Origin of the sequence: Cohnella sp. GbtcB17 (assembly GCF_019091135.1) — a bacterium.
GTDB lineage: Bacteria > Bacillota > Bacilli > Paenibacillales > Paenibacillaceae > Cohnella.
This window is the reverse complement of the sequence record NZ_JAGXJW010000038.1, coordinates 38,005-60,435: the sequence shown is the minus strand read 5'-3', so window position 1 is coordinate 60,435 and position 22,431 is coordinate 38,005. Positions and strand designations below refer to the sequence as shown.

The following is a 22,431-nucleotide window of genomic DNA, read 5'->3' as shown; positions in this document are numbered from 1 at the left end:
GGAGGAATCATATGAGTTTTTCTTCGCTTCGTCCGTTTTTGGAAATGCTGAGAAAAGAGGGCGACCTGGCGGTCATCGAGACGCCGGTCGACCCCGTGCTGGAGATCGCCGAGATACATCGCCGGGTCATCGATTCAGAGGGCCCGGCTTTGCTGTTCACGAATGTCAAAGGCGCCGCCTTCCCCGTCGTCACCAACCTGTTCGGGACGAGCCGCCGCGTGGACCAGGCGTTCGGGCCGCGGCCCGAGCAGCTCGTGAACCGGCTGATCGGCGCGATGGATACGCTTATGCCGCCGTCACTGCCCGCGCTCTGGCGTGAGAAGGACATGCTGCTGGACCTCATGAAGGTCGGCATGAAAAAGGTATCGCAGGAAGCCGCGCCCGTGCTCGGCGTATCGAAGCGCGAGCGTCCGCTGGCCGGACTGCCGGCGCTGACCTGCTGGCAGGAGGACGGCGGGCCGTTCATCACCCTGCCGCTCGTCTACACCGAATCTCCCGCGCACGGCAAAAAGCACAATCTCGGCATGTACCGGATGCAGGTGTACGACGATTCGACGACCGGCATGCACTGGCAAATTCACAAGGGCGGCGGCTTCCACTATCACGAGGCGGAGCAGATGAACCGCGAGCTGCCGGTATCCGTATTCCTCGGCGGCCCGCCCGCGCTTATCGCTTCGGCGATCGCGCCCGCGCCCGAAGGGCTGCCGGAGCTGCTGCTGACCTCGCTTATTCTTGGCGGCAAGCTGCCGATGGCGGAGGATCCGCTCGGCGGCCATCGCATCCCGGCGGAGGCCGAGTTCGCGATCAAGGGGAGCGTGCCGCCGCATCTGCGCCGGCCGGAAGGACCGTTCGGCGACCACTTTGGCTATTACTCGCTGACGCACGACTTCCCGGTGTTCAACGTCGACCATGTCTGGCACCGCAAGGACGCGATCTACCCGGCGACCATCGTCGGCAAGCCGCGCCAGGAGGACTATTACCTGGGCGAGTTCCTACAGCGGCTGCTGTCGCCGGCGTTTCCGATGGTCATGCCGGGCATCCGCAGCCTGTGGACATACGCCGAGACGGGCTTCCACGCGCTCGCGTCCGCCGTCGTTCGCGAGAGCTACGCGCGCGAGGCGCTCGGCACGGCGTTCAGCATTCTCGGGCAAGGTCAGCTGTCGCTGACCAAGTTCCTCATGCTGACGGACCGCCCGGTCGAGCTGGAGCCCTTCTCCGAACTGCTGACGACGGTGCTCGAGCGGTTCGACCCGCTTAAGGACCTGTTCGTGTTCGACCATACGTCGCACGATACGCTGGACTATACCGGCCGCAGGCTCAATCACGGCTCCAAGGCCGTCATGCTTGGCGTCGGCGATCCGATCCGCGAGCTGCCTCGCGAATATGCGGACGGAGACCTGCCGGGCATCGCCGACATTCGCATGTTCGTCCCGGGCTGCCTCGTCGTCCGCGGCGATACGTTCGAACGCGAGCCGGAGCTGGCGGAGCGGCTCGCAGAGACGCTGTCCGCGCGCGGCGACTGGCAGTGGCCGCTGATCGTGCTGGCGGACGATGCCGGGATCGCGGCGTCCGAGCGGCAGTTTCTCTGGACCGTGTTCACGCGGTTCAACCCGGCGCACGACATGTACGCGAAGACGATCGCAAGCCGCCACCACATCGGCTACGGGCTGCCGATCGTTATCGACGCCCGCATGAAGCCTGGCTATCCGGACGAGCTGTTCCCCCGTGAAGACATCGTGAAGCTCGTGGACGACAGATGGCGGGAGTACGGGATTCGCAAGGCGTAGTACGGCATACGAGGCATAAGACGGGATAGACATTCGACGGGACGCGCCTAGCGTCCCGTTTTGAGTGGACAAGGAGGAAGCGGCTGATGGATATAGCGAAGCTGGCGGCGGCAATCGGATTGCATTCGGATGCTGCGGCCCTCGTGCAAGCGTACGAACGGTCGGAGGGAGGGGACTTTCCTGCGCTCAAAACCGAGTTTCTACGCGATCGCGAGTCCATGCTGGCGTCGGTCAGGCAGCGGGCGGATTACCGGCCGTTTTTGTTGCACTTCTTTATGAAAATGGCCGTGGACGCATACGAGGAATATCGATTGAGGGAAATCCCGAACGAAGTGTACGTCGACACCTTTTCGGACATCCGCATTTGGAGCGACGTTTGCAATTCTGCATACGGAGAATATGGCATTGAGGAATCCGGCTGGCTGCAGCAGCATGTACGCCTTGCCTTGTTCCGGCTCGGCCGGCTCCAGTTCCAGCCGATCGCGCTGGTTCGCGAATTGGCTGCCCGGGATCGGAAATTCGCCAAAGGCGAACTCGTGCTGAACGTCCACATTCCAGCGGGCGAGCCGCTTGAGCCGCTGGCGGCTTTGGCGTCCTTTTCGCGAGCGCGTGTCTTTTTCCGCGGCGTGCCGCCGGTATTCGTCTGCCATTCCTGGCTGCTGTACCCCGGCTTGGACCGAGTGCTGGCGCCGGACTCGAACATCATGCAGTTCCAGCGGCTGTTCGAGATTTACGGGCTGGACGAGACCTCCAGGCAAGCGGAGGAACGAATCTTCGGCGCGCCGCAGGACGATCCTGCCGCGTATGACGAGCAAACCGGCCTGCAGCGGCGGGCTAAGGCATATTTGATCGCAGGCGGCAGGCTAGGCGCGGGCTTGGGCATCTTCAGTCCGGCAAACCTCTAGCGAGTAAGCGCGATACTATAGCATGCTGCATAGCCATAGACAAAAAAATGCAAATGGGACGAAGCAGGATTTTCCACTGCTTCGTCCCATTTGTCATTTTGGCTTCGTTTCAACTAGCTGCTTCGGCCCCGGCGGTTCCCGCCCAAGCGACTTAGCGGCACTCCGTGCCGTTAATGGCCCCAGCGGCCCCCGCCCAAGCGGCTTAGCGGCACTCCGTGCCGTTATCGGCCCCGGCGGCCCCCGCCCAAGCGGCTTAGCGGCACGCCGTGCCGTTAATGGCCCCGGCGGCCCCCGCCCAAGCGGCTTAGCGGCACTCCGTGCCGATATCGGCCCCGGCGGCCTCCGCCCAAGCCGCATAGCGGCACGCCGTGCCGTTATCGGCCCCGGGGCCCCCGCCCAAGCGGCTTAGCGGCACTCCGTGCCGTTAAGCGCCCCAGCGGCCCCCAGCCCAAGCGGCTTAGCGGCACTCCGTGCCGTTAGGCGCCCCGGCGGCCCCCGCCCAAGCGGCTTAGCGGCACGGAGTCCCGTTATCGTCCCCGGCGGCCCCCGCCCAAGCGGCTTAGCGGCACTCCGTGCCGTTAATGGCCCCAGCGGCCCCCAGCCCAAGCGGCTTAGCGGCACTCTATGCCGTTATCAGACCCGGCGGCCCAGCCTGCACGCCTTACAGAATCGGCGACAGCAGCCGCGAGATCGATTCCTTGAACTTGATCCGCAGCGGCCGGCTGCGGTACTTCTCGATCGTCAGCAACTCCGACACGGCGATGTCCTGCTTGAACGCTTCGACGAGGCGCAAGGAGACGCTCGCGTCGTAGATGAACGCGTTGACCTCGAAGTTCAGCTTGAAGCTGCGTACGTCCGTATTCGCGGTGCCGACGGAGGCGATCTCCTGGTCCACGACGAGTGTTTTTGCATGGATGAAGCCGTTTTTGTACAAATAAACGTTCGCGCCGGTCTCGAGCAGCTCCCCGATATTGTACAGCGTCGCCCAGTAGATAAACATATGGTCAGGCTTGTCCGGGATCATGACGTGGACGTGCACGCCGGATAGAACGGCGATCCGCAGCGCGTCAAGCATGCTCGCGTCCGGGATGAAGTACGGGCTCTGCAAATAGATCGAATGCTTCGCGGAAGCGATCATCTTGATGTAGCCCTGCTTGATGTGCTCCAGCCGCGAGTTGGGCCCGCTCGCCACGACCTGCATGCCGACCTCTCCCGCGGGCGCGTCCTCCGGGAACAGCTCCTCCCCGTAGGTGATATCGTGCTTGCGCGACGCCTGGTTCCAATCGAGGATGAAGCGCGTCTGCAGGCTGTGCACGGCCGAACCGCGGATGCGAAGATGCGTGTCCCGCCAGTAGCCGAACTTCGGATCGAGTCCCAGGTACTCGTTGCCGACGTTAAAGCCGCCCACATAGCCGATCCGGCCGTCCACGATGACCAGCTTGCGGTGGTGGCGGTAGTTCATGCGCAGATTGAAGACGCGGAAGCGCGATGGGAAGAAGGCCGCCGCTTCGCCGCCGGCTTCGATGAGCGGGCGCAGCATGCGCCTGCTCAAGCGCCGCGAGCCGAGCTCGTCGTACAGCAGGCGCACTTTGACGCCTTGCTTGGCCTTGGCGGTCAGCGCGTCCAGCACTTTGCGTCCGAGACTGTCGCAGCGGAAGATATACGTTTGAAAATGAATCGTCTCGGTAGCCGCCGCGATATCCGCGAGCAGCCGGTCGAACTTGGCCCGCCCGTCCGTCAGCGTCTCCACCTCGTTGTCCCGGCTCCACAACGCCCGGCTTCCCTTCAGATGGAGATGGATCAGGTCGGCGTGCCGCGTCGCGATCTTGCCCAGCGAGCGCATCGAATCGGGAGAGCCGAGCGAATCGAGCTGCGCCTGTGACAGGTTGCGGATGCCAATCCTTTCTAGATCGCCCCATTTGAACAGCTTCACTCTTCGATAGTCCTGCGCCAGGAACAGGTACATGATGAAGCCGAGAATCGGGATAAAGTAGAGGACAAGCAGCCATGCCCACGTCGAACCGATATCGCGGCGCCCCTGAAAGACGACGAAGACGGCAAAAATCATGTTCAGCACGAGGAACAACCCGAGAATAATCGAAGTGACGGTCACCGGCTTTCCCCCTTGTTTTTCTTAAGCGCGGCTACGTTCTTAAACGTCATGCGAAGCCGTTCCTTTGCTCCTTCGCATTCGTCAGATGACCTTCGTCGTCCAAGCTTCGCCGTTCCAGACGTCGGTCGCGACCTCGCGGTAAAATTCGGGCTCGTGGCTGATGAGCAGGATGCTGCCCTTGTACGCCTTGAGCGCACGCTTCAGCTCTTCCTTGGCGTCGACGCCCAGGTGGTTCGCCTGCTCGTCGAGCGCGAGCAGGTTCGATTCGCGGTTGATGAGCTTGCACAGCCGCACCTTGGCCTTCTCGCCGCCGCTCAGCACGGAGATGCGGCTCTCGATATGCTTGGTCGTCAGGCCGCACTTGGCGAGCGCCGCCCGCACCTCGAACTGCGTCATCGACGGGAACTCGCGCCATACCGACTCGATGCACGTATCGTCCGCGCCGCCTTTGACCTCCTGCTCGAAGTAGCCGACGAACTGGTTGTCCCCGCGCTCCACGGAGCCCGCCAGGGAAGGGATCTCGCCGAGCAGGCTGCGCAGCAGCGTCGTCTTGCCGATGCCGTTGGCGCCGACAAGGGCGACCTTCTGCCCGCGCTCCATAAGCAGGTCGACCGGACGGCTCAGCGGCTCGTCGTAGCCGATGACGAGGCCCTTGGCCTCGAAGATCAGGCGGCTGGACGTCCGCGCCTCCTTGAAGTTGAACTCCGGCTTCGGCTTCTCCTTGGCCAGCTCGATGACGTCCATGGCGTCCAGCTTCTTCTGGCGGGACATCGCCATGTTCCGCGTGGACACACGCGCCTTGTTCCGGGCGACGAAGTCCTTAAGGTCCGCGATCTCCTGCTGCTGCCGCTTGTACGCCGACTCGAGCTGCGACTTTTTCGCCTCGTGCAGGGTCAGGAAGTTGTCGTAGTCGCCGACGTAGCGGGACAACTGCTGGTTTTCCATATGGTAAATGAGGTTGATGACGCTGTTCAGAAACGGAATGTCGTGCGAGATGAGAATAAAGGCATTTTCGTATTCCTGCAAATAACGCTTGAGCCATTCGATGTGCTGCTCGTCCAGGTAGTTGGTGGGCTCGTCCAGCAGCAGGATATCGGGCTTCTCGAGCAGCAGCTTGGCCAGCAGCACCTTCGTCCGTTGACCGCCGCTCAGATCGTTGACGTCGCGCTCGAGACCGATGTCGGTCAATCCGAGGCCTCGCGCGATCTCCTCCACCTTGGCGTCGATCAGGTAGAAGTCGTTCGTGTTCAAAATGTCCTGAATCTCGCCGACCTCTTCAAGCAGGCGCTCAAGCTCCTCGGGCTCCACGTCGCCCATCCGCTCGTACATGCCGTTCATCTCGGCCTCAAGATCGTTCAGGTACTGGAACGCCGTCTTCAGGACGTCGCGGATCGTCATGCCCTTCTGCAGCACGGAGTGCTGGTCGAGATAGCCGACGCGCACCTTGCGCGCCCACTCGACCTTGCCCGCGTCGGGCTCGAGCTTGCCCATCACAATGTTCATGAAGGTCGACTTGCCCTCGCCATTGGCGCCGACGAGACCGACATGCTCGCCCTTCAAGAGACGGAAGGACACGTCGTTAAAGATGGCACGGTCGCCGAAGCCGTGGCTTAAGTTTTGCACGTTCAATATGCTCATGGGAATTCCCCTTCGTATCTGGTTGTCTGGCGCTTTTTGAGCACCAAGTACTATTATAGTCGCGGAGCGTGGGCAAAGGAAGACAAAGTTGGAATGGCGCTCCCGCTTTTATCGACCCCACCTTCCAAATATATCTGGGAATTTTTAAGCGTCTGTTCAGTGCTCTCACCTATAATGTACAGGCTGACAAATGCAGCTGGAAATCAAAATGCATGGGTAGGAGAGATTTGGATGAAACGCAGGATCATCATGAAAAGTGTTGCCCTACTGACGGCTGCCGCTGTTTTGTTAGGCTTGTGGCCGGTCGTTGGTCTCCAGCAGGCACATGCGGCTCAAGAACCGGTCGTTAAGATCGTGGCGGGTTCAGGAGGCGCGGGCAAGAACGGCGTTTTGAAATCCGAAATAGCTATCGTTCCTCGCGCTGTCGCCATAAACAGCCAATATGTGTTCATCTCGGATCAAGAAAATCACGTGATTCGCAGAATCGACAAGTCTACCGAACTGCAGACCGTCGTAGCGGGCACCGGTTTCCCTGGCTATTCGGGAGACGGCGGGCTGGGAGACTCCGCACAATTGAATAGGCCATCCGACATTGCGTTGGACAGTTCCGGCAATCTTTATATCGTGGATTTAGGCAATAGCGTCGTGCGTAAACTAAGCGTTGACGGTATCATTACAACCGTGGCGGGAAATGGACAACATGGCTATGAGGGCGAGAACATGATTGCTACCCTCACCGCGCTGTCCCCTACTGGAATCGCGCTTGACGCTCAAGACAATCTTTATATAGCTGAAAATAGCAATTATCGGGTTCGCAAGGTCAATTCGCAGGGTCTGATCCATACGGTGGCGGGAATGGGAAGTACCGGTCCAACAGCAAACGGCGGACAAGCCACAGCGACTAGACTGCTTGAGCCGAATGACGTTGCGGTAGACATAAACGGTAATCTTTATATTTCGGAAACATATAATTGGAGCGTTCGAAAGGTCGACACGTCGGGCATCATTAATGTCTACGCCGGTTCAGGCGCGTTCGGTAATTCAGGCAACGGCGGCCAGGCAACTTTGGCGAAAATGGGGGTACCCAGCAATCTGACTATTGATGCTTCAGGCAATTTGTACATTACGACCCTGAGTAAAGTCATTCGGAAAGTTGACGGAGACACTAAAGTCATCAGCACCGTAGCCGGCGTGCACAACATTGGGGGATACACCGCAGACGGCGAGGATGCCGAGACTGCCCTGATCAGCAATCCAGGGAGCGTTGCGGTTGACGGTGACAAAGTTTATTTTACTGAGGGCATGGACAATTATTTGATCAGGGTAATCGAGGCGGACGGCAAACTCGGCACTTATGCGGGCAACGGCACCTCGCGATATTCGGGAGATGGCAACGAAGCGCTGAGCGCACAGTTGCAAGCTCCAAACAACATCGCTTACGATTCACAAGGCAATTTGTATATTTCGGACAGCGAAAATAATCGCATACGAAAAGTCGATACAACCGGTGGTATTTCAACGATTGCAGGGACCGGAATCAGCGGGTATTTCGGCGACGGCGGTCCGGCTGCTCAGGCCGAGCTCTCTTCTCCAAATGGGATTGCAGTAGACCTGAATGATAATCTTTATATCGTTGACACCGGCAATGCCCGTATTCGCAAGGTGGATCAAAATGGCATGATTACCACGATTTCAGGCAACGGTGAGTTCGGATTTTCAGGTGACGGAGGACCGAGCACCGAGGCCAAAATAGCTAGTCCAAGTGCGATTGCAATTGATCGCGCCGGGAATGTGCTCTTTGTGGATTCGTACAATAACCGGATTAGAAAGATTGATACGGATAGCATTATCACAACGTTTGCCGGCAATGGATCGTATCTGGAAGGCGCCGACGAAACAGATGCGAAGTCTGGCGGGATCGGCTCGGTTAATTCGCTGGCAGTCGACGAAGCCGGTAATGTGTATTTTTCCACATTCGAAAAAGTACGTAGAATTGGCATCGACGGCAAATTTCATGCTTTTGCGGGAGGCGGTCCCGGAGATGCTGGGGACGGCGGTCCGGCCACTGCAGCCACGCTAATCTCGCCGCAGGGTATCGCCGTGGATTCGTCAGGCAATGTTTATATCGCTGAACGGGAGAATCATGTGATTCGAAAGGTTGATTCGGCGGGAATCATCACGACCTTCGCGGGCACGGGAGCATCTGGCTACAACGGCGATGGTTTTGCAGCGCTGGATACCCGCCTTTATAATCCTCAAGGCTTGACTATGACCAATGCAGGCGGTCTGGCTGTCGCGGATTCGGGGAACTCGATTGTCCGTGTCATCTCGCTACCGGTTGTGAACGCAACCGTGACGCCGACCGAAGCGGAGTTCGATAAAAATACGGCAGCACAAGAAGATCTGTCCCTGACCTTGACGGCAAACGGAAACACGCTTAACGGCATCTCTATCGACCAATCGACGCTTAGTGCCGGGATCGACTATACGGTCAGCGGCAATCAGATTTTGGTGAAGAAGGAGTTTCTGAGCTCGCTCGAGACAGGAACATATTCACTTAGTCTGCATATGAGCGCAGGTGTCGATCCTGTCGTAAATGTGAAAATTAAGAATACAACGCCCAAACCCGTACCTATGCTCGAATTGAGCGACTTCACGTGGTCGCCTGGCAATTCGGTCGGCTCGACGAAGGCAACCGCACTGCCAAGCATAGATAGCGGACACACCCTGAAATTCATTGTGGGCGCAGAGGGCGGCGAGACGCACCCGGTAGCAGGCATGAACGCTGTTGAGCAAGCCTATGTGTCCACGTTGACGGCAAACGAAGATATTCCGGTAGCGGCGGATCAGCATCTGTTCATCGCCGAAGTAGACGGAAGCGGTCAGATTGTCGCTTGGGCAGACATCACCGTATTGGCGGAGAATATCAGGCAAGCGCCTGCGATGGTACCCTTCTTGGACCCGGAAGCATTCTTATGGTCGCCGGGCAACACAGTCGGCACGACGCAGACGACCGCACTGCCAAGCGTGGGCAACGGACACACCCTGAAGTTCATCGTCGGTGCCGCGGGGGACAAGGCGCATCCGGTCGCAGGCACGGACGCTGCAGCCGCAGGTTACGTGGACACGCTGTCGGCAAACGGCGACATCGAGGTCGAAGCGGGCCAACATCTGTTCATCGCCGAGGTTGACGCCACGGGGAAGATCGTCGCATGGACTGACGTGACGGTAGTTGCGGAAAATATCAAGCAAGCGGCGGAAGCGGTGCCGACTCTAAACGCAAACGACTTCGCGTGGGCGCCTGGAAATTCGGTCGGCTCGACACAGGCGACGGCGCTGCCAAGCATAGATAGCGGACACACCCTGAAATTCATTGTGGGTGCAGAGGGCGGCGAGACGCACCCGGTCGAAGGGATGAACGCTGTAGAGCAAGCCTATGTGTCCACGTTGACGGCAAACGAAGATATTCCGGTAGCGGCGGATCAGCATCTGTTCATCGCCGAAGTAGACGGAAGCGGGCTGATCGTCGCATGGACAGACGTCACCGTTTTGGCGGAGAATATCAGGCAAGCGCCGGCGATGGTTCCCTTCTTGGACCCTGAAGCATTCTTATGGTCGCCGGGCAACACAGTCGGCACGACGCAGACGACCATGCTGCCAAGCTTAGGCAACGGCCACACACTGAAGTTCATCGTCGGTGCCGCGGGGGACAAGGCGCACCCGGTCGCAGGCACAGACGCTGCAGCCGCAGGTTACGTGGATTCGCTGTCAGCAAACGGCGAAATCCAGGTGACGGCAGGCCAGCATCTGTACATCGCTGAAGTAGATGCAACGGGGAAGATCGTCGCATGGACTGACGTGACGGTGGCTTCAGAAAATATCAAGCAAGCGCCGGAAGCGGTACCGCCGCTAAACGCAATCGACTTCGCGTGGACGCCTGGCAGCACAGTGGGCACGACGCAGACGACCACGCTGCCAAGCTTAGGCAACGGCCACACCCTGAAGTTCATCGTCGGCGCAGAGGGAGACAAGACACACCCGGTCGCAGGCACGGACGCTGCAGCCGCAGGTTACGTGGATTCGCTGTCGGCAAGCAGCGACATCGAGGTGACGGCAGGCCAGCATCTGTACATCGCAGAGGTTGACGCAACGGGGAAGATCGTGGCATGGATTGACGTGACGGTGGCTTCAGAAAATATCAAGCAAGCGCCTGGAGCGGTACCGCCGCTAAACGCAAGCGACTTCGCGTTGACGCCTGGCAGCACAGTCGGCACGACGCAGACGACCACGCTGCCAAGCTTAGGCAACGGCCACACCCTGAAGTTCATCGTCGGCGCAGAGGGAGACAAGACACACCCGGTCGCAGGCACGGACGCTGCAGCCGCAGGTTACGTGGACACGCTGTCGGCAAGCAGCGATATCATGGTCGCAGCAGGCCAGCATCTGTACATCGCAGAGGTTGACGCAGGCGGTAAAATCGTCGCATGGACTGACGTGAAGGTGGCTGCGGAAAATATCAAGCAAGCGCCTGGAGCGGTACCGCCGCTAAACGCAAGCGACTTCGCGTGGAAGCCTGGCAGCACAGTCGGCACGACGAAGACGACGACACTGCCAAGCGTGGGCAACGGCCACACGCTGAAGTTCATCGTCGGCGCAACTGGCTACAAGACGCACCCGGTCGCAGGTTCGGACGCTGCAGCCGCAGGTTACGTGGACACGCTGTCGGCAAACGGCGACATCCAGGTGACGGCAGGCCAGCATCTGTACATCGCAGAGGTTGACGCAAGCGGTAAAATCGTCGCATGGGCCGACATTACGGTGTTGGCAGAAAATATCAAGCAAGCGCCTGGAGCGGTGCCGACGCTAAGCGCAAGCGACTTCGCGTGGACGCCTGGCAGCACAGTGGGCACAACGAAGACGACGACACTGCCAAGCGTGGGCAACGGCCACACACTGAAAGTCATCGTCGGCGCAGCTGGCGACAGGACGCACCCGGTCGCAGGCACGGACGCTGCAGCCGCAGGTTACGTGGACACGCTGTCGGCAAACGGCGACATCGAGGTGACGACAGGCCAGCATCTGTACATTGCAGAGGTTGACGCAACGGGGAAGATCGTGGCATGGACTGACGTGACGGTGGCTTCAGAAAATATCAAGCAAGCGTCTGGAGCGGTACCGACACTTAACGCAAGCGACTTCGCGTGGACACCTGGCAACAAGACTGGCACGACGAAGACGACGACACTGCCAAGCGTGGGCAACGGCCACACACTGAAGTTCATCGTCGGCGCAGAGGGAGACAAGACGCACCCGGTCGCAGGCACGGACGCTGCAGCCGCAGGTTACGTGGACACGCTGTCGGCAAGCAGCGATATCATGGTCGCAGCAGGCCAGCATCTGTACATCGCTGAGGTAGATGCAAGCGGCAAAATCGTCGCATGGGCCGACATTACGGTGTTGGCAGAAAATATCAAGCAAGCGCCGGAAGCGGTGCCGACGCTAAGCGCAAGCGACTTCGCGTGGACGCCTGGCAGCACAGTCGGCACGACGCAGACGACCACGCTGCCAAGCTTAGGCAACGGCCACACCCTGAAGTTCATCGTCGGCGCAGAGGGAGACAAGACACACCCGGTGGCAGGCACGGACGCTGCAGCCGCAGGTTACGTGGATTCGCTGTCGGCAAGCAGCGACATCGAGGTGACGGCAGGCCAGCATCTGTACATCGCAGAGGTTGACGCAACGGGGAAGATCGTGGCATGGACTGACGTGACGGTGGCTTCAGAAAATATCAAGCAAGCGCCGGGAGCGGTACCGCCGCTAAACGCAAGCGACTTCACGTGGGCGCCTGGCAGCACAGTGGGCACAACGAAGACGACGACACTGCCAAGCGTGGGCAACGGCCACACACTGAAAGTCATCGTCGGCTCAGTTGGCGACAAGACGCACCCGGTCGCAGGCACGGACGCTGCAGCCGTAGGTTACGTGGACACGCTGTCGGCAAACGGCGACATCGAGGTGACGACAGGCCGGCATCTGTACATCGCTGAAGTAGATGCAACGGGGAAGATCGTCGCATGGACTGACGTGACGGTGGCTTTAGAAAATATCAAGCAAGCGCCGGAAGCGGTGCCGACGCTAAACGCAAACGACTTCGCGTGGACACCTGGCAGCACGACCGGCACGACGCAGACGACCACGTTGCCAAGCTTAGGCAACGGCCACACGCTGAAGTTCATCGTCGGCGCAACTGGCTACAAGACGCACCCGGTCGCAGGTTCGGACGCTGCAGCCGCAGGTTACGTGGACACGCTGTCGGCAAACGGCGACATCCAGGTGACGGCAGGCCAGCATCTGTACATCGCAGAGGTTGACGCAAGCGGTAAAATCGTCGCATGGGCCGACATTACGGTGTTGGCAGAAAATATCAAGCAAGCGCCGGAAGCGGTGCCGACGCTAAGCGCAAGCGACTTCGCGTGGACGCCTGGCAGCACAGTCGGCACGACGCAGACGACCACGCTGCCAAGCTTAGGCAACGGCCACACCCTGAAGTTCATCGTCGGCGCAGAGGGAGACAAGACACACCCGGTGGCAGGCACGGACGCTGCAGCCGCAGGTTACGTGGATTCGCTGTCGGCAAGCAGCGACATCGAGGTGACGGCAGGCCAGCATCTGTACATCGCAGAGGTTGACGCAAGCGGTAAAATCGTCGCATGGACTGACGTGACGGTGGCTTCAGAAAATATCAAGCAAGCGCCGGGAGCGGTACCGCCGCTAAACGCAAGCGACTTCACGTGGGCGCCTGGCAGCACAGTGGGCACAACGAAGACGACGACACTGCCAAGCGTGGGCAACGGCCACACGCTGAAGTTCATCGTCGGCGCAACTGGCTACAAGACGCACCCGGTCGCAGGTTCGGACGCTGCAGCCGCAGGTTACGTGGACACGCTGTCGGCAAACGGCGACATCCAGGTGACGGCAGGCCAGCATCTGTACATCGCAGAGGTTGACGCAAGCGGTAAAATCGTCGCATGGGCCGACATTACGGTGTTGGCAGAAAATATCAAGCAAGCGCCGGAAGCGGTGCCGACGCTAAGCGCAAGCGACTTCGCGTGGACGCCTGGCAGCACAGTGGGCACAACAAAGACGACGACACTGCCAAGCGTGGGCAACGGCCACACACTGAAAGTCATCGTCGGCGCAGCTGGCGACAGGACGCACCCGATCGCAGGTTCGGACGCTGCAGCCGCAGGTTACGTGGATTCGCTGTCGGCAAACGGCGACATCCAGGTGACGGCAGGCCAGCATCTGTACATCGCAGAGGTTGACGCAAGCGGTAAAATCGTCGCATGGGCCGACATTACGGTGTTGGCAGAAAATATCAAGCAAGCGCCGGGAGCGGTGCCGACGCTAAGCGCAAGCGACTTCGCGTGGACGCCTGGCAGCACAGTGGGCACAACGAAGACGACGACACTGCCAAGCGTGGGCAACGGCCACACACTGAAAGTCATCGTCGGCGCAGCTGGCGACAGGACGCACCCGGTCGCAGGCACGGACGCTGCAGCCGCAGGTTACGTGGATTCGCTGTCGGCAAACGGCGACATCCAGGTGACGGCAGGCCAGCATCTGTACATCGCAGAGGTTGGCGCAAGCGGCAAAATCGTCGCGTGGACCGATGTCGCGGTGTCTGCAGCGAATGTTCGTGAGGCGTCTGTTCCCTCGATTCCGGCTGAAGTTCAACAGACAGAACCCGGTACGACCGTATTGATAAACGGCTCTCCGCAAAACGGCGTGGCTAAAGCTAACGTAACGACGATCGGCTCCAAAAAGTCGACGGTTGTGCAGCTAGACCCTGCCAAATCAGAAGCGCTGCTGGCTTCCAAGCCGAACGGTTATGTTTTAACGATTCCCGTCCAAAACGGATCGGGCATCGTCACAGGCGAGTTAAATGCGCAACTGATTCGCAACATGGCGGACAAAGAAGCCGTGCTCGAGATCCGTTCTGCAGGTATCGGCTACCGTTTGCCCGCAAGCCGAATCGACGTCGGTTCGCTTGCGTCTCATTTTGCAGCGGGCACTTCTTTGAGCGATATCGTCGTCCGAGTCAAAATAGAAATGCTGGAAGCCGTTCCGGCTACTTCAGTGGGAGACGTGCAGTTCATTTCGCCGGCAGTCGAATTCACCATCACCGCGACAGTAGCGGATCAAGGAACGGTTGTCGATCGCTTCAACGGATACGTAGAACGCACGATCGTCCTGCCCGATGGCATCGATCCGAATCGCATTACGACCGGTGTCGTCGTTGGGGAAGACGGCTCGATCCGACACGTGCCCACTAAGGTAATTGTAGAGGATGGCCGTTATGTCGCCAAAATTAACAGTCTGACCAATAGTGTCTACGCGGTCGTCTGGCATCCCTTGACCTTCGCAGACGCGGAGAATCACTGGGCGAAGGGCGCGATAAACGACCTGGGGTCACGCCTTGTAGTCAACGGAGTAAGCGACACGATATTTGCCCCGAATGCAGATATGACTCGTGCGGAGTTCGCAGCAATCATCGTGCGCGGGCTTGGGCTTCGGTTAGGCGAAGGAACGGCTTCGTACCTGGACGTTTCCTCCGACGCCTGGTATGCAGGCGCGGTTCGGACGGCGTCGGCATACGGACTGGTCTCGGGCTATCCGGACGGCACGTTCAAACCGGACGAAAAGCTCACCCGCGAGCAGGCGATGGTGGTCATCGCCAAAGCAATGAGGTTGACAGGGCTGTTCACCCTAACAGAAGACGCAGACACGACCGGCACGCTTGGTGCGTTTGCGGATGCCGGACAAGCTGGAGCATGGGCGCTAGACGGCATAGCAGGCACCGTAAAAGCGGGTCTAGTTATCGGACAGGGCGGCAAGCTGATGCCCAAGGACAACGTCTCCCGTGCCGAGGTGACAACCCTGATTCAGCGGCTGCTGCAAAAGTCAGGCTTGATCTAAATCAGATAACACCCTATTTTTTAAAGGCTATCGTTCATTCTCGTTGAGAAGGGGCGATAGCCTTTTCATCGTTCCCGTTCCTTGAGCACAGGATCGCTCTTGCGGTACAATGTAGAAATAGGCGAATGGCGCGATTACTTTACGATTCGAGACATGCCGCGCCGGTTGGAGGCCTATTATGCTGCGAGCTTTGTTCGGCGAACCCCCGTACGACTGGGGAGGGCCGGTTCGGAATACGATCGACGCGATGGAGCGCTTCGCGCTCTTGATGCAGGAGCAAGGGGAAGGGGATTCGGTCGAAGCGGCGCGAATTCGCAAGTACCAGATTTGGACCGAGGGCCTGCTGCGCTCGCTGGACGAATTGGAGTCGAGCCGCTACGCGGCGCTTCGGTTCGCCAAGATGCTGAACGTGACCAGCTTCGAAGAGATGACGCCGGAGGACCGGCTGAACTATTACAATCATATCTACTTCGACAAAAATGCGTTTATCCGTCTGTTCTCGGTGCTCGACAAGCTCGGCACGCTCATGAACGAGTACCTGGAGCTCGATACGGAAAATCGGATGGAAAACCACTTCTCCTTCTTCACCGTGCTTCGCAATATGCGCCATAACGGACTGCAGCCCGAGCTGGCCGAGAAGCTGGAGGCGATTTACGAGCCGCGGCGCGAGACGATGGGCCGGCTGCGCAGAAGGCGCAACATGGAGATCCATCAGATGAACGCGGAGCTCCAGGATGATCTGCTGCAGGTGCTGAACGTGAAGCGCGAGCAGCCGCATCTGGAGAATATCGACGAGAACATGGACGATCTGAACGAGGGCTGGGAGCTCGTCTATCTGACGCTCGCGCTTGTATTCAATCATATGTGCAAAAAGGCGAAGAAACAGGCGCATCACGCCTAAGGAGCGATTCGTAGTGGAGACGTTGAAGCTGGCAGGCAGAACGGCGCTGGTCACGGGCAGCGCCAAAGGGCTCGGCAGACGGACCGCGCTCGAGCTGGCCGGTCACGGCTGCGACGTGGCCGTGAACTACGTGCACAGCCGCGACGAGGCGCTGCGCGTATGCGCGGAGATCGAGGCGATGGGCCGACGCGCGGTCGCCGTGCAGGCGGATATCGCCAAGGCCGAGGACACGGAGCGGCTGGTGCGGACGACGGAGGAGACGCTTGGCGGCGTAGACATCCTCGTCAACAGTGCGGGACCGTTCATCCGCAAGCGCAAGCTGTTCGCCGACTATACGGCCGAAGAGATCGACTTCCTGATGAACGGCAACCTGGTCGGGACGATGCATATGGATCTTCAGGTGCTCCCGGGCATGCGCGAGCGCGGCTGGGGACGCATCATCCACTTCGGGTTCGGGCACGCGGCCGAGGCGAGATCGTGGCCGCATCGGGCCGTCTACGCGGCGGCCAAGGTGGGGCTCGTCTCCTTCACGAAGACGCTCGCCGTCGAGGAAGCGGCGAGCGGCATCACGGTCAATATGATCTGCCCCGGCGACATTCGCGGCAGCTTCAAGGAGAAGGGCATCGCGGACGCCGCGGGCGTGCTGGACGAGGAATCGCCGCGCGGACGGCCCGGCACCGGCGAGGACGTGGCGCGGGTCATCGGCTTCCTGTGCCTGCCCGAATCCGACTTCGTGACGGGCAATACGATCGACGTCTCGGGCGGACTGGATCCGATCAAGAGCAACGTGCGGCGCGCCAAGGACGAATAACCGCACAAAGAAGCCCTGCGTCGCCGGCGCTAGGCAGGACGGGCAGGGCTTCGAACGTTCCCTAGCGGGAATATTAGAATACTTGTACGACTTCCTCGATGCCTTCGACTTCCTCGAGCAGGGCGCGCTCGATGCCGGCCTTCAGCGTGATCGTGGAGCTCGGGCAGCTGCCGCAAGCGCCCATCAGGCGAAGCTTGACGATGCCGTCCTCTACGTCGACCAGTTCGACGTCGCCGCCGTCGCGCTGCAGGAACGGGCGCAGCTTGTCGAGTACTTCGAGCACCTCGTCGTACTTCGTTGCTTCTTGAACGTTGTCACTCACAATCATCCACTCCCTTCTTCAGCTTATTATAATACAAATTGCGCGCAATTAAAATGGATGTCTCCGAGAAAGGAGAATGGCGATGAACGTCGTTGAATTTTGCGTCAGCAACGCGCACCACGGCACTGACCGGCTTATCGATAAGCTGAACGAGCTGCCGGACCTCGAGACGATCGAATACGGCTGCCTGGGCAACTGCGGCGAATGCTACCTGTCCCCGTACGTGATGGTAAACGGGGAGACGGTCGTCGCCGAGACGGCGGACGCGCTGTACGATGCGATCCTGAAGGAGCTGGACAGCCAGGACGAGCACCGCAAGGCGCTCGACAAGCTGCTGGACGATCTCTGACCTGCGGCCGCCTGCGGTGCTGGTTCCGGGTTTTAGCCGAAGTGGCGGCGGCTCTTCCAGAGCACGCCGCTCTTCAGCATGCGCGGCACGCGTCCCATGATCGGCGTATGGCCCATGATGCCGAAGCCGGACTTTTTGCCGAGCGAGCCGAGCGTGCCGCGCAGCCGGATCTTGGGCAGGTGGATGCCTTTGCCGTGCAGGCGTGCGTTAAGCACATGTGCCACCTGCTTGCCCTGCGCCTGCGCCAGCTGTGCGCTCGGCGAGAAGGGCTGGCTCGAGCAGTCGCCGATGACGAACACGTTCGGCGCGTCCGGCATCTCATGGAATTCGTTCACGATGAGGCGGCCGGCCTTGTCCTTGGCGTACTCAAGCCGCTGGATGAGCTCGACGGGCTGGATGCCGGCAGTCCATACGGTGACGTCCGACGCGATGTCGCCCGTCGCCGTATGGATGACGCCTTCGCCGATGCTCGTCGTCGTAATATGCGACAGCATCTCGACGTTGTGCTCGCGGAACCAGTCGGCGACGAACGATTGGAGCTTGCCCGGGAAGCCGGACATGACGCTCGGACCGCGGTCGACGATGCGAATGTTGAGGTCGGGGCGGCTCTCCCGCAGCTCGGCGGCCACTTCGACGCCGCTCAGGCCGCCGCCGATGATCGAGACTTGGCCGTAAGGCGCCGTATTGTTCAGCATCTGGTACGTCTTGCGCGTAGCTGCAAGCGACTGGATGCTGCAGGCGAATTCGGCCGCGCCTTCGATGCCGTGATAGCTGTCCGTGCAGCCGAGCGCCAGCACCAGATAGTCGTATTCCAGCGGGTCGCGCGCTGCGAAGGAGACGCGGCGATCCGCCGGCGAGATGTCCGTGACTTCGCCGTGTACGATCTCCAGCTGCGGGTGCTTCGGATATTCGACGCGAATATCCAGGTCGGAGGACGTGCCCGCGGCGAGCGCGTAATATTCGGTCTTCAATCCCTGGAACGGCATGCGGTCGACCAGCGAGATCCGGACGTCCGAGGGAAGCTTATCCTCGATCAGCTCGTTCAAGAGCGTCAGGCCCCCGTAGCCGCCGCCCAGAATGACGATATGGCTCACATTAAACGACTCCTTTAATACGCCTTCTATTCGTAGACCTTCACTTCGTTGTATAGCGTATCGCGTTCTACGGGGATTCTACCCGCTCCCTTAATGAGCCAAACGAGGTCTTCCCTTGTGATGCCGGCCGGCGTGAGCGCGCCAGCGGCGTGGCTGATGCGTTCCTTTACGATCGTCCCGTGCGCGTCGGAGGCGCCCATCGTAAGCGCGACCTGCGTCAGCTGAGTGCCGATATTAATGAAATAAGCCTTTACGTGCTGGAAATTGTCCAGCATCAGCCGGCCGATCGCGATCGCCTTCAAATCGTCGAACGCGGAGTTGCGCCGGCGGATGCCCGCCTTCGGGCTCGTCGGCTGCATCGACAGCGGGATGAACACCTGGAAGCCGCCCGTCTCGTCCTGCAGCTCGCGCAGCTGCAGCATGTGCTGCACGCGCTCCTCGACCGATTCGACGGGGCCATACAGCATCGTCGTCGGCGTCCGCATGCCGAGCTGATGCGCCGTGCGGTGAACCTCGAGGTACTCGGATATGCCCGCCTTTTCGACGCGCATCTTGTCCCGGTACTGATCCGACAAGATCCCCGCGCCGCCGCCGGTGAGCGATTCGAGACCGACGTCCATGAGGCGCTTCAGCACGTCGCGGTAGGAGAGACCCGAGATGCGGGAGTAAAAATCGATCTCCGCGGCCGTATAGGCCTTGATCGTCACCTGCGGGTAGCGCTCCTTCAGCGCGCGGATCGATTCTACGTAGTATTCGAAGGGAACATGCGGGTTATGACCGCCGACGATGTGGAATTCTCTGGCCGTCGGCGTGATATGCTGATCGACGTAGGCGAACATTTCCTCGGGCGTCAGCGTATAGGCGCCTTCTTCGCCCTGGTCCTTGCGGAAGCTGCAGAAGGCGCAGTGCGATTCGCACACGTTGGTGAAGTAGAGACTCATCGTCTCGGTAAAATAAACCTTCTTGCCGTTCTTCTTCAGGTTGACTTCGTTGGCCAGCTGGCCGATGGTGAGCAGGTCTTCGGACCGATACAGGTGCACGCCGTCCTCAAGGGACAGTCTGGCGCCAGAACGAACCTTGTCCGCGATCTCCGCCATGCGCCGGTCGGGATGCGTCGTTACGAGTGTCATGTTGATCATGACCTCCTCCGGATGGAATGGGATAAGCCTGCGCCGGGATAACGGTAGCGGCTCGTCGATTAAGTTTGTGAAAAAAGGTACATAAGAAAAATAAAAAAAATACTGCATGAACACACTATTAGCATTATAAGCTTCCTCCGTGTGCAGGGCAATATATATCGGGCAGGTATATTTCATCTGAAAAGTGGGAATGACCTTGAATAATAAACAAATTATGGTACTGTATTAGAAGATCAATCGAATAAAAGGGAGCCAAAAGGAATGACGAAACCCGATGTTCTGCCGCTTCAAGAATTGGAGCAGCTTGAGCAATCCGACATGATCGCAACGCTGCAACAATACCGCGCCACCTATACGATCAAAGATTTAACGCAAGCTTGGGGCTTGAACAACCCGATTCAATATTATATGTGGCTTCGCAAGCACCAGATATACGAACAGCTTGTGCGCCGGACGGACAAGTTTGAGCCGACCAAGGAATGGAAGCGCACGCGGGACGCGGAAGTCCAGCCGGGCGAAGACCGGCGGCTCAAGGGGCTGCCGGCGGACCAGTTCCGTTACGGCATCGACACCGAGTCGAGCGGGCCGGAGCTTGCGATGGTGTTCCGCAGGCTCGCGGATTTTCTGGCCAGCGAGGCGGGCAGCTTTCGCTGCCGGATCGAACTGAAGGCGATCCAGATGCCGGCCGCGGTCGAGTGGAAGGACGAGGAGCCGGGCGCGTGAGCGCCCGGTTTTTACATTGTTGCCGGCGTTGCTGCCACGGTTAATCGACGATCTCGATGTCCATGTTATACAGAAGCGACGTCGCCTCCGGCAGGGAGAACTTGGCGTTCCGGATGCGATTCTGGGTCGGGTTGATCGCGTAGCCCGTTGCCCGGGTGAAGTCCGCGCCGATCAAGGACGTATCGCCGAACAAGCTCTCGGTCAGATCGGTGCCGGTGAAGCTTGTCCCGTCCAGCTCGGCTTCTCTGAAGTCGGCGTCCTTGACCAGACAATCGACGATCGCGCACCCGGGCAGCTTCAGCCCGATGAAGGTTGAGTGGCTGATCGTGCATCGGTCGAAACTAAGCATGCGCCGTCCCGCCGTTCTAGGCCAATCCGCTTCGGTCCAGTTGACGCCGACGACCTTGCATGAGACGAACGAGGCGTCGGCGAACTCGCTGTCCGTCACCTTGATGAAGTTCAGGTTGCAGCTCTCGAAGGCGCAGCCGGAAAACTTGCACGCTTTTAACGCAGTCTCGCTTAAGTCGCAGTTCCTGAAGGTGCAATCGTAGAAGCGTACGGACGACAGCTCTTCATTTGCCCATTCAAGGTCGCTGAACGTCTCGTTGTAATACTCGTCTTCGGTGAACGCTGTCATGCGGCATCCGCTCCGTTCCTAAGGACTTCCAGCTAAGTATAGCACAGGCGGCGAACGCCCGAGCGCGTCCGATCCTCTTGAGCGAACTGGCGGAGAGGAGTATACTGTAGTCAGATCGATTACCGTTTTTAAATGTCAGGAGGGACCGTACATGATTCAGATCACTGAGGCGGCCGGTCAGAAAATACAGGAAATGCTCGCAGCCGAGGAAAATGAAGGCCTGTTCTTGCGCGTAGGCGTTCAAGAAGGCGGCTGCACGGGCTTTTCATACGGAATGGGCTTCGACGACGAACAGCACGACAACGATCGCGTGCTTGACATCCGCGAGCTTAAGGTCGTCGTCGACGAGGACAGCGCGAAGTACCTGAACGGACTCGAGATCGACTGGAAAGAGTCGGGCTTGGGCGGCGGCTTCACCATCTTCAACCCGAACGCCACCGCGACCTGCGGTTGCGGCTCGAGCTTCCGCACGGCGACCGACGCGGGCAAGCCTGCTGCGGCTGGCGAGTGCTGATTAAAGGATTTGGCATGTGAGTGCTGGATTACGACCTTCCAAGCTTGTGTGTTGGCGACAACATACATTTTGGGAGGTTTTTTATTTTGTTTAAGAAAAAACGGAAGGCTCCGATTGGAAATCGTCTTGGAAAACGAAGTGCGAAGGCTTTATTTCAACAAGCACTTGAATTCGTCATTCACGCAAAAAGTGCCGAGACAGTGAGGGGAAGAATGAAGTTCAGATGGATCGGATGATCTGCGAAAGTCACATGATGAAGTTAATAAGGAGAGGATCACTAGCAGAATGGTAATAACAACGTCCTTGGAGCCGCTAATTGCCCTCTAGACGCTTTGGATTGGTAAACTGCTCCTAACTGCGGCCAAAGTTACAAGCGATTATAAACAAAATTAGGGCCATGTTGGAGCAAGGATAAAAGCCATGGAGAAAGGATGTGAATGATTCCCAACATACACTACGCCTCTGTTTCCTATATGGATTAGGCAATGCGGTGCTTTTTCGCTTCGCTGTTTCTATCTT

At 59.2% G+C, this 22,431-nt stretch carries 14 protein-coding genes; 8 read left to right on the top strand and 6 right to left on the bottom strand.

The window, feature by feature from the left end:
• Window positions 1–11 precede the first annotated feature (11 nt).
• Together KVT38_RS20715 and KVT38_RS20710 are read left to right on the top strand one after the other, a co-directional pair.
• A complete protein-coding gene (locus KVT38_RS20715) occupies window positions 12–1,787 on the top strand; it encodes a UbiD family decarboxylase (RefSeq protein ID WP_217595649.1) in 1,776 nt (591 codons plus the stop codon).
• 86 nt (window positions 1,788–1,873) lie between these two features.
• Window positions 1,874–2,692 (top strand): acyltransferase domain-containing protein, encoded by an 819-nt coding sequence (locus KVT38_RS20710; protein WP_217595648.1) that lies wholly within the window; start codon window positions 1,874–1,876, stop codon window positions 2,690–2,692.
• Window positions 2,693–3,353: 661 nt separating this feature from the next.
• Here KVT38_RS20710 and cls read toward each other — a convergent pair.
• Window positions 3,354–4,805 carry a cardiolipin synthase gene (cls, locus tag KVT38_RS20705; RefSeq protein WP_217595647.1) on the bottom strand — a complete coding sequence of 484 codons (1,452 nt, stop codon included), beginning with the start codon at window positions 4,803–4,805 and terminating at the stop codon, window positions 3,354–3,356.
• Between the two features lie 81 nt (window positions 4,806–4,886).
• A complete protein-coding gene (locus KVT38_RS20700) occupies window positions 4,887–6,443 on the bottom strand; it encodes an ABC-F family ATP-binding cassette domain-containing protein (RefSeq protein WP_217595646.1) in 1,557 nt (518 codons plus the stop codon).
• 93 nt (window positions 6,444–6,536) lie between these two features.
• On the opposite strand from KVT38_RS20700, the gene KVT38_RS20695 reads away from it, so the two are divergent.
• The 3 genes from KVT38_RS20695 to KVT38_RS20685 all read left to right on the top strand — a co-directional run bounded on the left by KVT38_RS20695 (window position 6,537) and on the right by KVT38_RS20685 (window position 17,134).
• On the top strand, window positions 6,537–15,422 hold the full coding sequence (locus KVT38_RS20695; RefSeq protein WP_306795342.1) for an NHL domain-containing protein: 8,886 nt from the start codon (window positions 6,537–6,539) through the stop codon (window positions 15,420–15,422).
• Between the two features lie 178 nt (window positions 15,423–15,600).
• A complete protein-coding gene (locus KVT38_RS20690) occupies window positions 15,601–16,323 on the top strand; it encodes a Cthe_2314 family HEPN domain-containing protein (protein WP_217595644.1) in 723 nt (240 codons plus the stop codon).
• 28 nt (window positions 16,324–16,351) lie between these two features.
• Window positions 16,352–17,134 (top strand): SDR family oxidoreductase, encoded by a 783-nt coding sequence (locus KVT38_RS20685; RefSeq protein ID WP_217595663.1) that lies wholly within the window; start codon window positions 16,352–16,354, stop codon window positions 17,132–17,134.
• A gap of 73 nt (window positions 17,135–17,207) precedes the next feature.
• On the opposite strand, the gene KVT38_RS20680 is transcribed toward KVT38_RS20685, so the two are convergent.
• Entirely contained in the window at window positions 17,208–17,456 is a 249-nt protein-coding gene (locus tag KVT38_RS20680; protein WP_090111072.1) for a NifU family protein, read from the bottom strand.
• An 82-nt stretch (window positions 17,457–17,538) separates the two neighbouring features.
• On the opposite strand from KVT38_RS20680, the gene KVT38_RS20675 reads away from it, so the two are divergent.
• Window positions 17,539–17,805, top strand: coding sequence for a YuzB family protein (locus KVT38_RS20675; protein WP_217595643.1), 267 nt, complete (start codon window positions 17,539–17,541; stop codon window positions 17,803–17,805).
• A 32-nt stretch (window positions 17,806–17,837) separates the two neighbouring features.
• Here KVT38_RS20675 and KVT38_RS20670 read toward each other — a convergent pair whose 3' ends face one another.
• Together KVT38_RS20670 and mqnE are read right to left on the bottom strand one after the other, a co-directional pair.
• Window positions 17,838–18,899, bottom strand: coding sequence for an NAD(P)/FAD-dependent oxidoreductase (locus KVT38_RS20670; RefSeq protein WP_217595642.1), 1,062 nt, complete (start codon window positions 18,897–18,899; stop codon window positions 17,838–17,840).
• A gap of 26 nt (window positions 18,900–18,925) precedes the next feature.
• On the bottom strand, window positions 18,926–20,029 hold the full coding sequence (gene mqnE / locus KVT38_RS20665; protein WP_217595641.1) for an aminofutalosine synthase MqnE: 1,104 nt from the start codon (window positions 20,027–20,029) through the stop codon (window positions 18,926–18,928).
• 270 nt (window positions 20,030–20,299) lie between these two features.
• On the opposite strand from mqnE, the gene KVT38_RS20660 reads away from it, so the two are divergent.
• Window positions 20,300–20,761: a hypothetical protein gene (locus tag KVT38_RS20660; protein WP_217595640.1), complete on the top strand. Its 462-nt coding sequence runs from the start codon at window positions 20,300–20,302 to the stop codon at window positions 20,759–20,761.
• A gap of 40 nt (window positions 20,762–20,801) precedes the next feature.
• Here KVT38_RS20660 and KVT38_RS20655 read toward each other — a convergent pair whose 3' ends face one another.
• Complete coding sequence (locus tag KVT38_RS20655; RefSeq protein ID WP_217595639.1) at window positions 20,802–21,398, bottom strand: pentapeptide repeat-containing protein; 597 nt, start codon at window positions 21,396–21,398, stop codon at window positions 20,802–20,804.
• A gap of 151 nt (window positions 21,399–21,549) precedes the next feature.
• Here KVT38_RS20655 and KVT38_RS20650 point away from each other — a divergent pair, with 151 nt between their 5' ends.
• Window positions 21,550–21,912, top strand: coding sequence for a HesB/IscA family protein (locus KVT38_RS20650; protein WP_217595638.1), 363 nt, complete (start codon window positions 21,550–21,552; stop codon window positions 21,910–21,912).
• Window positions 21,913–22,431 lie beyond the last annotated feature (519 nt).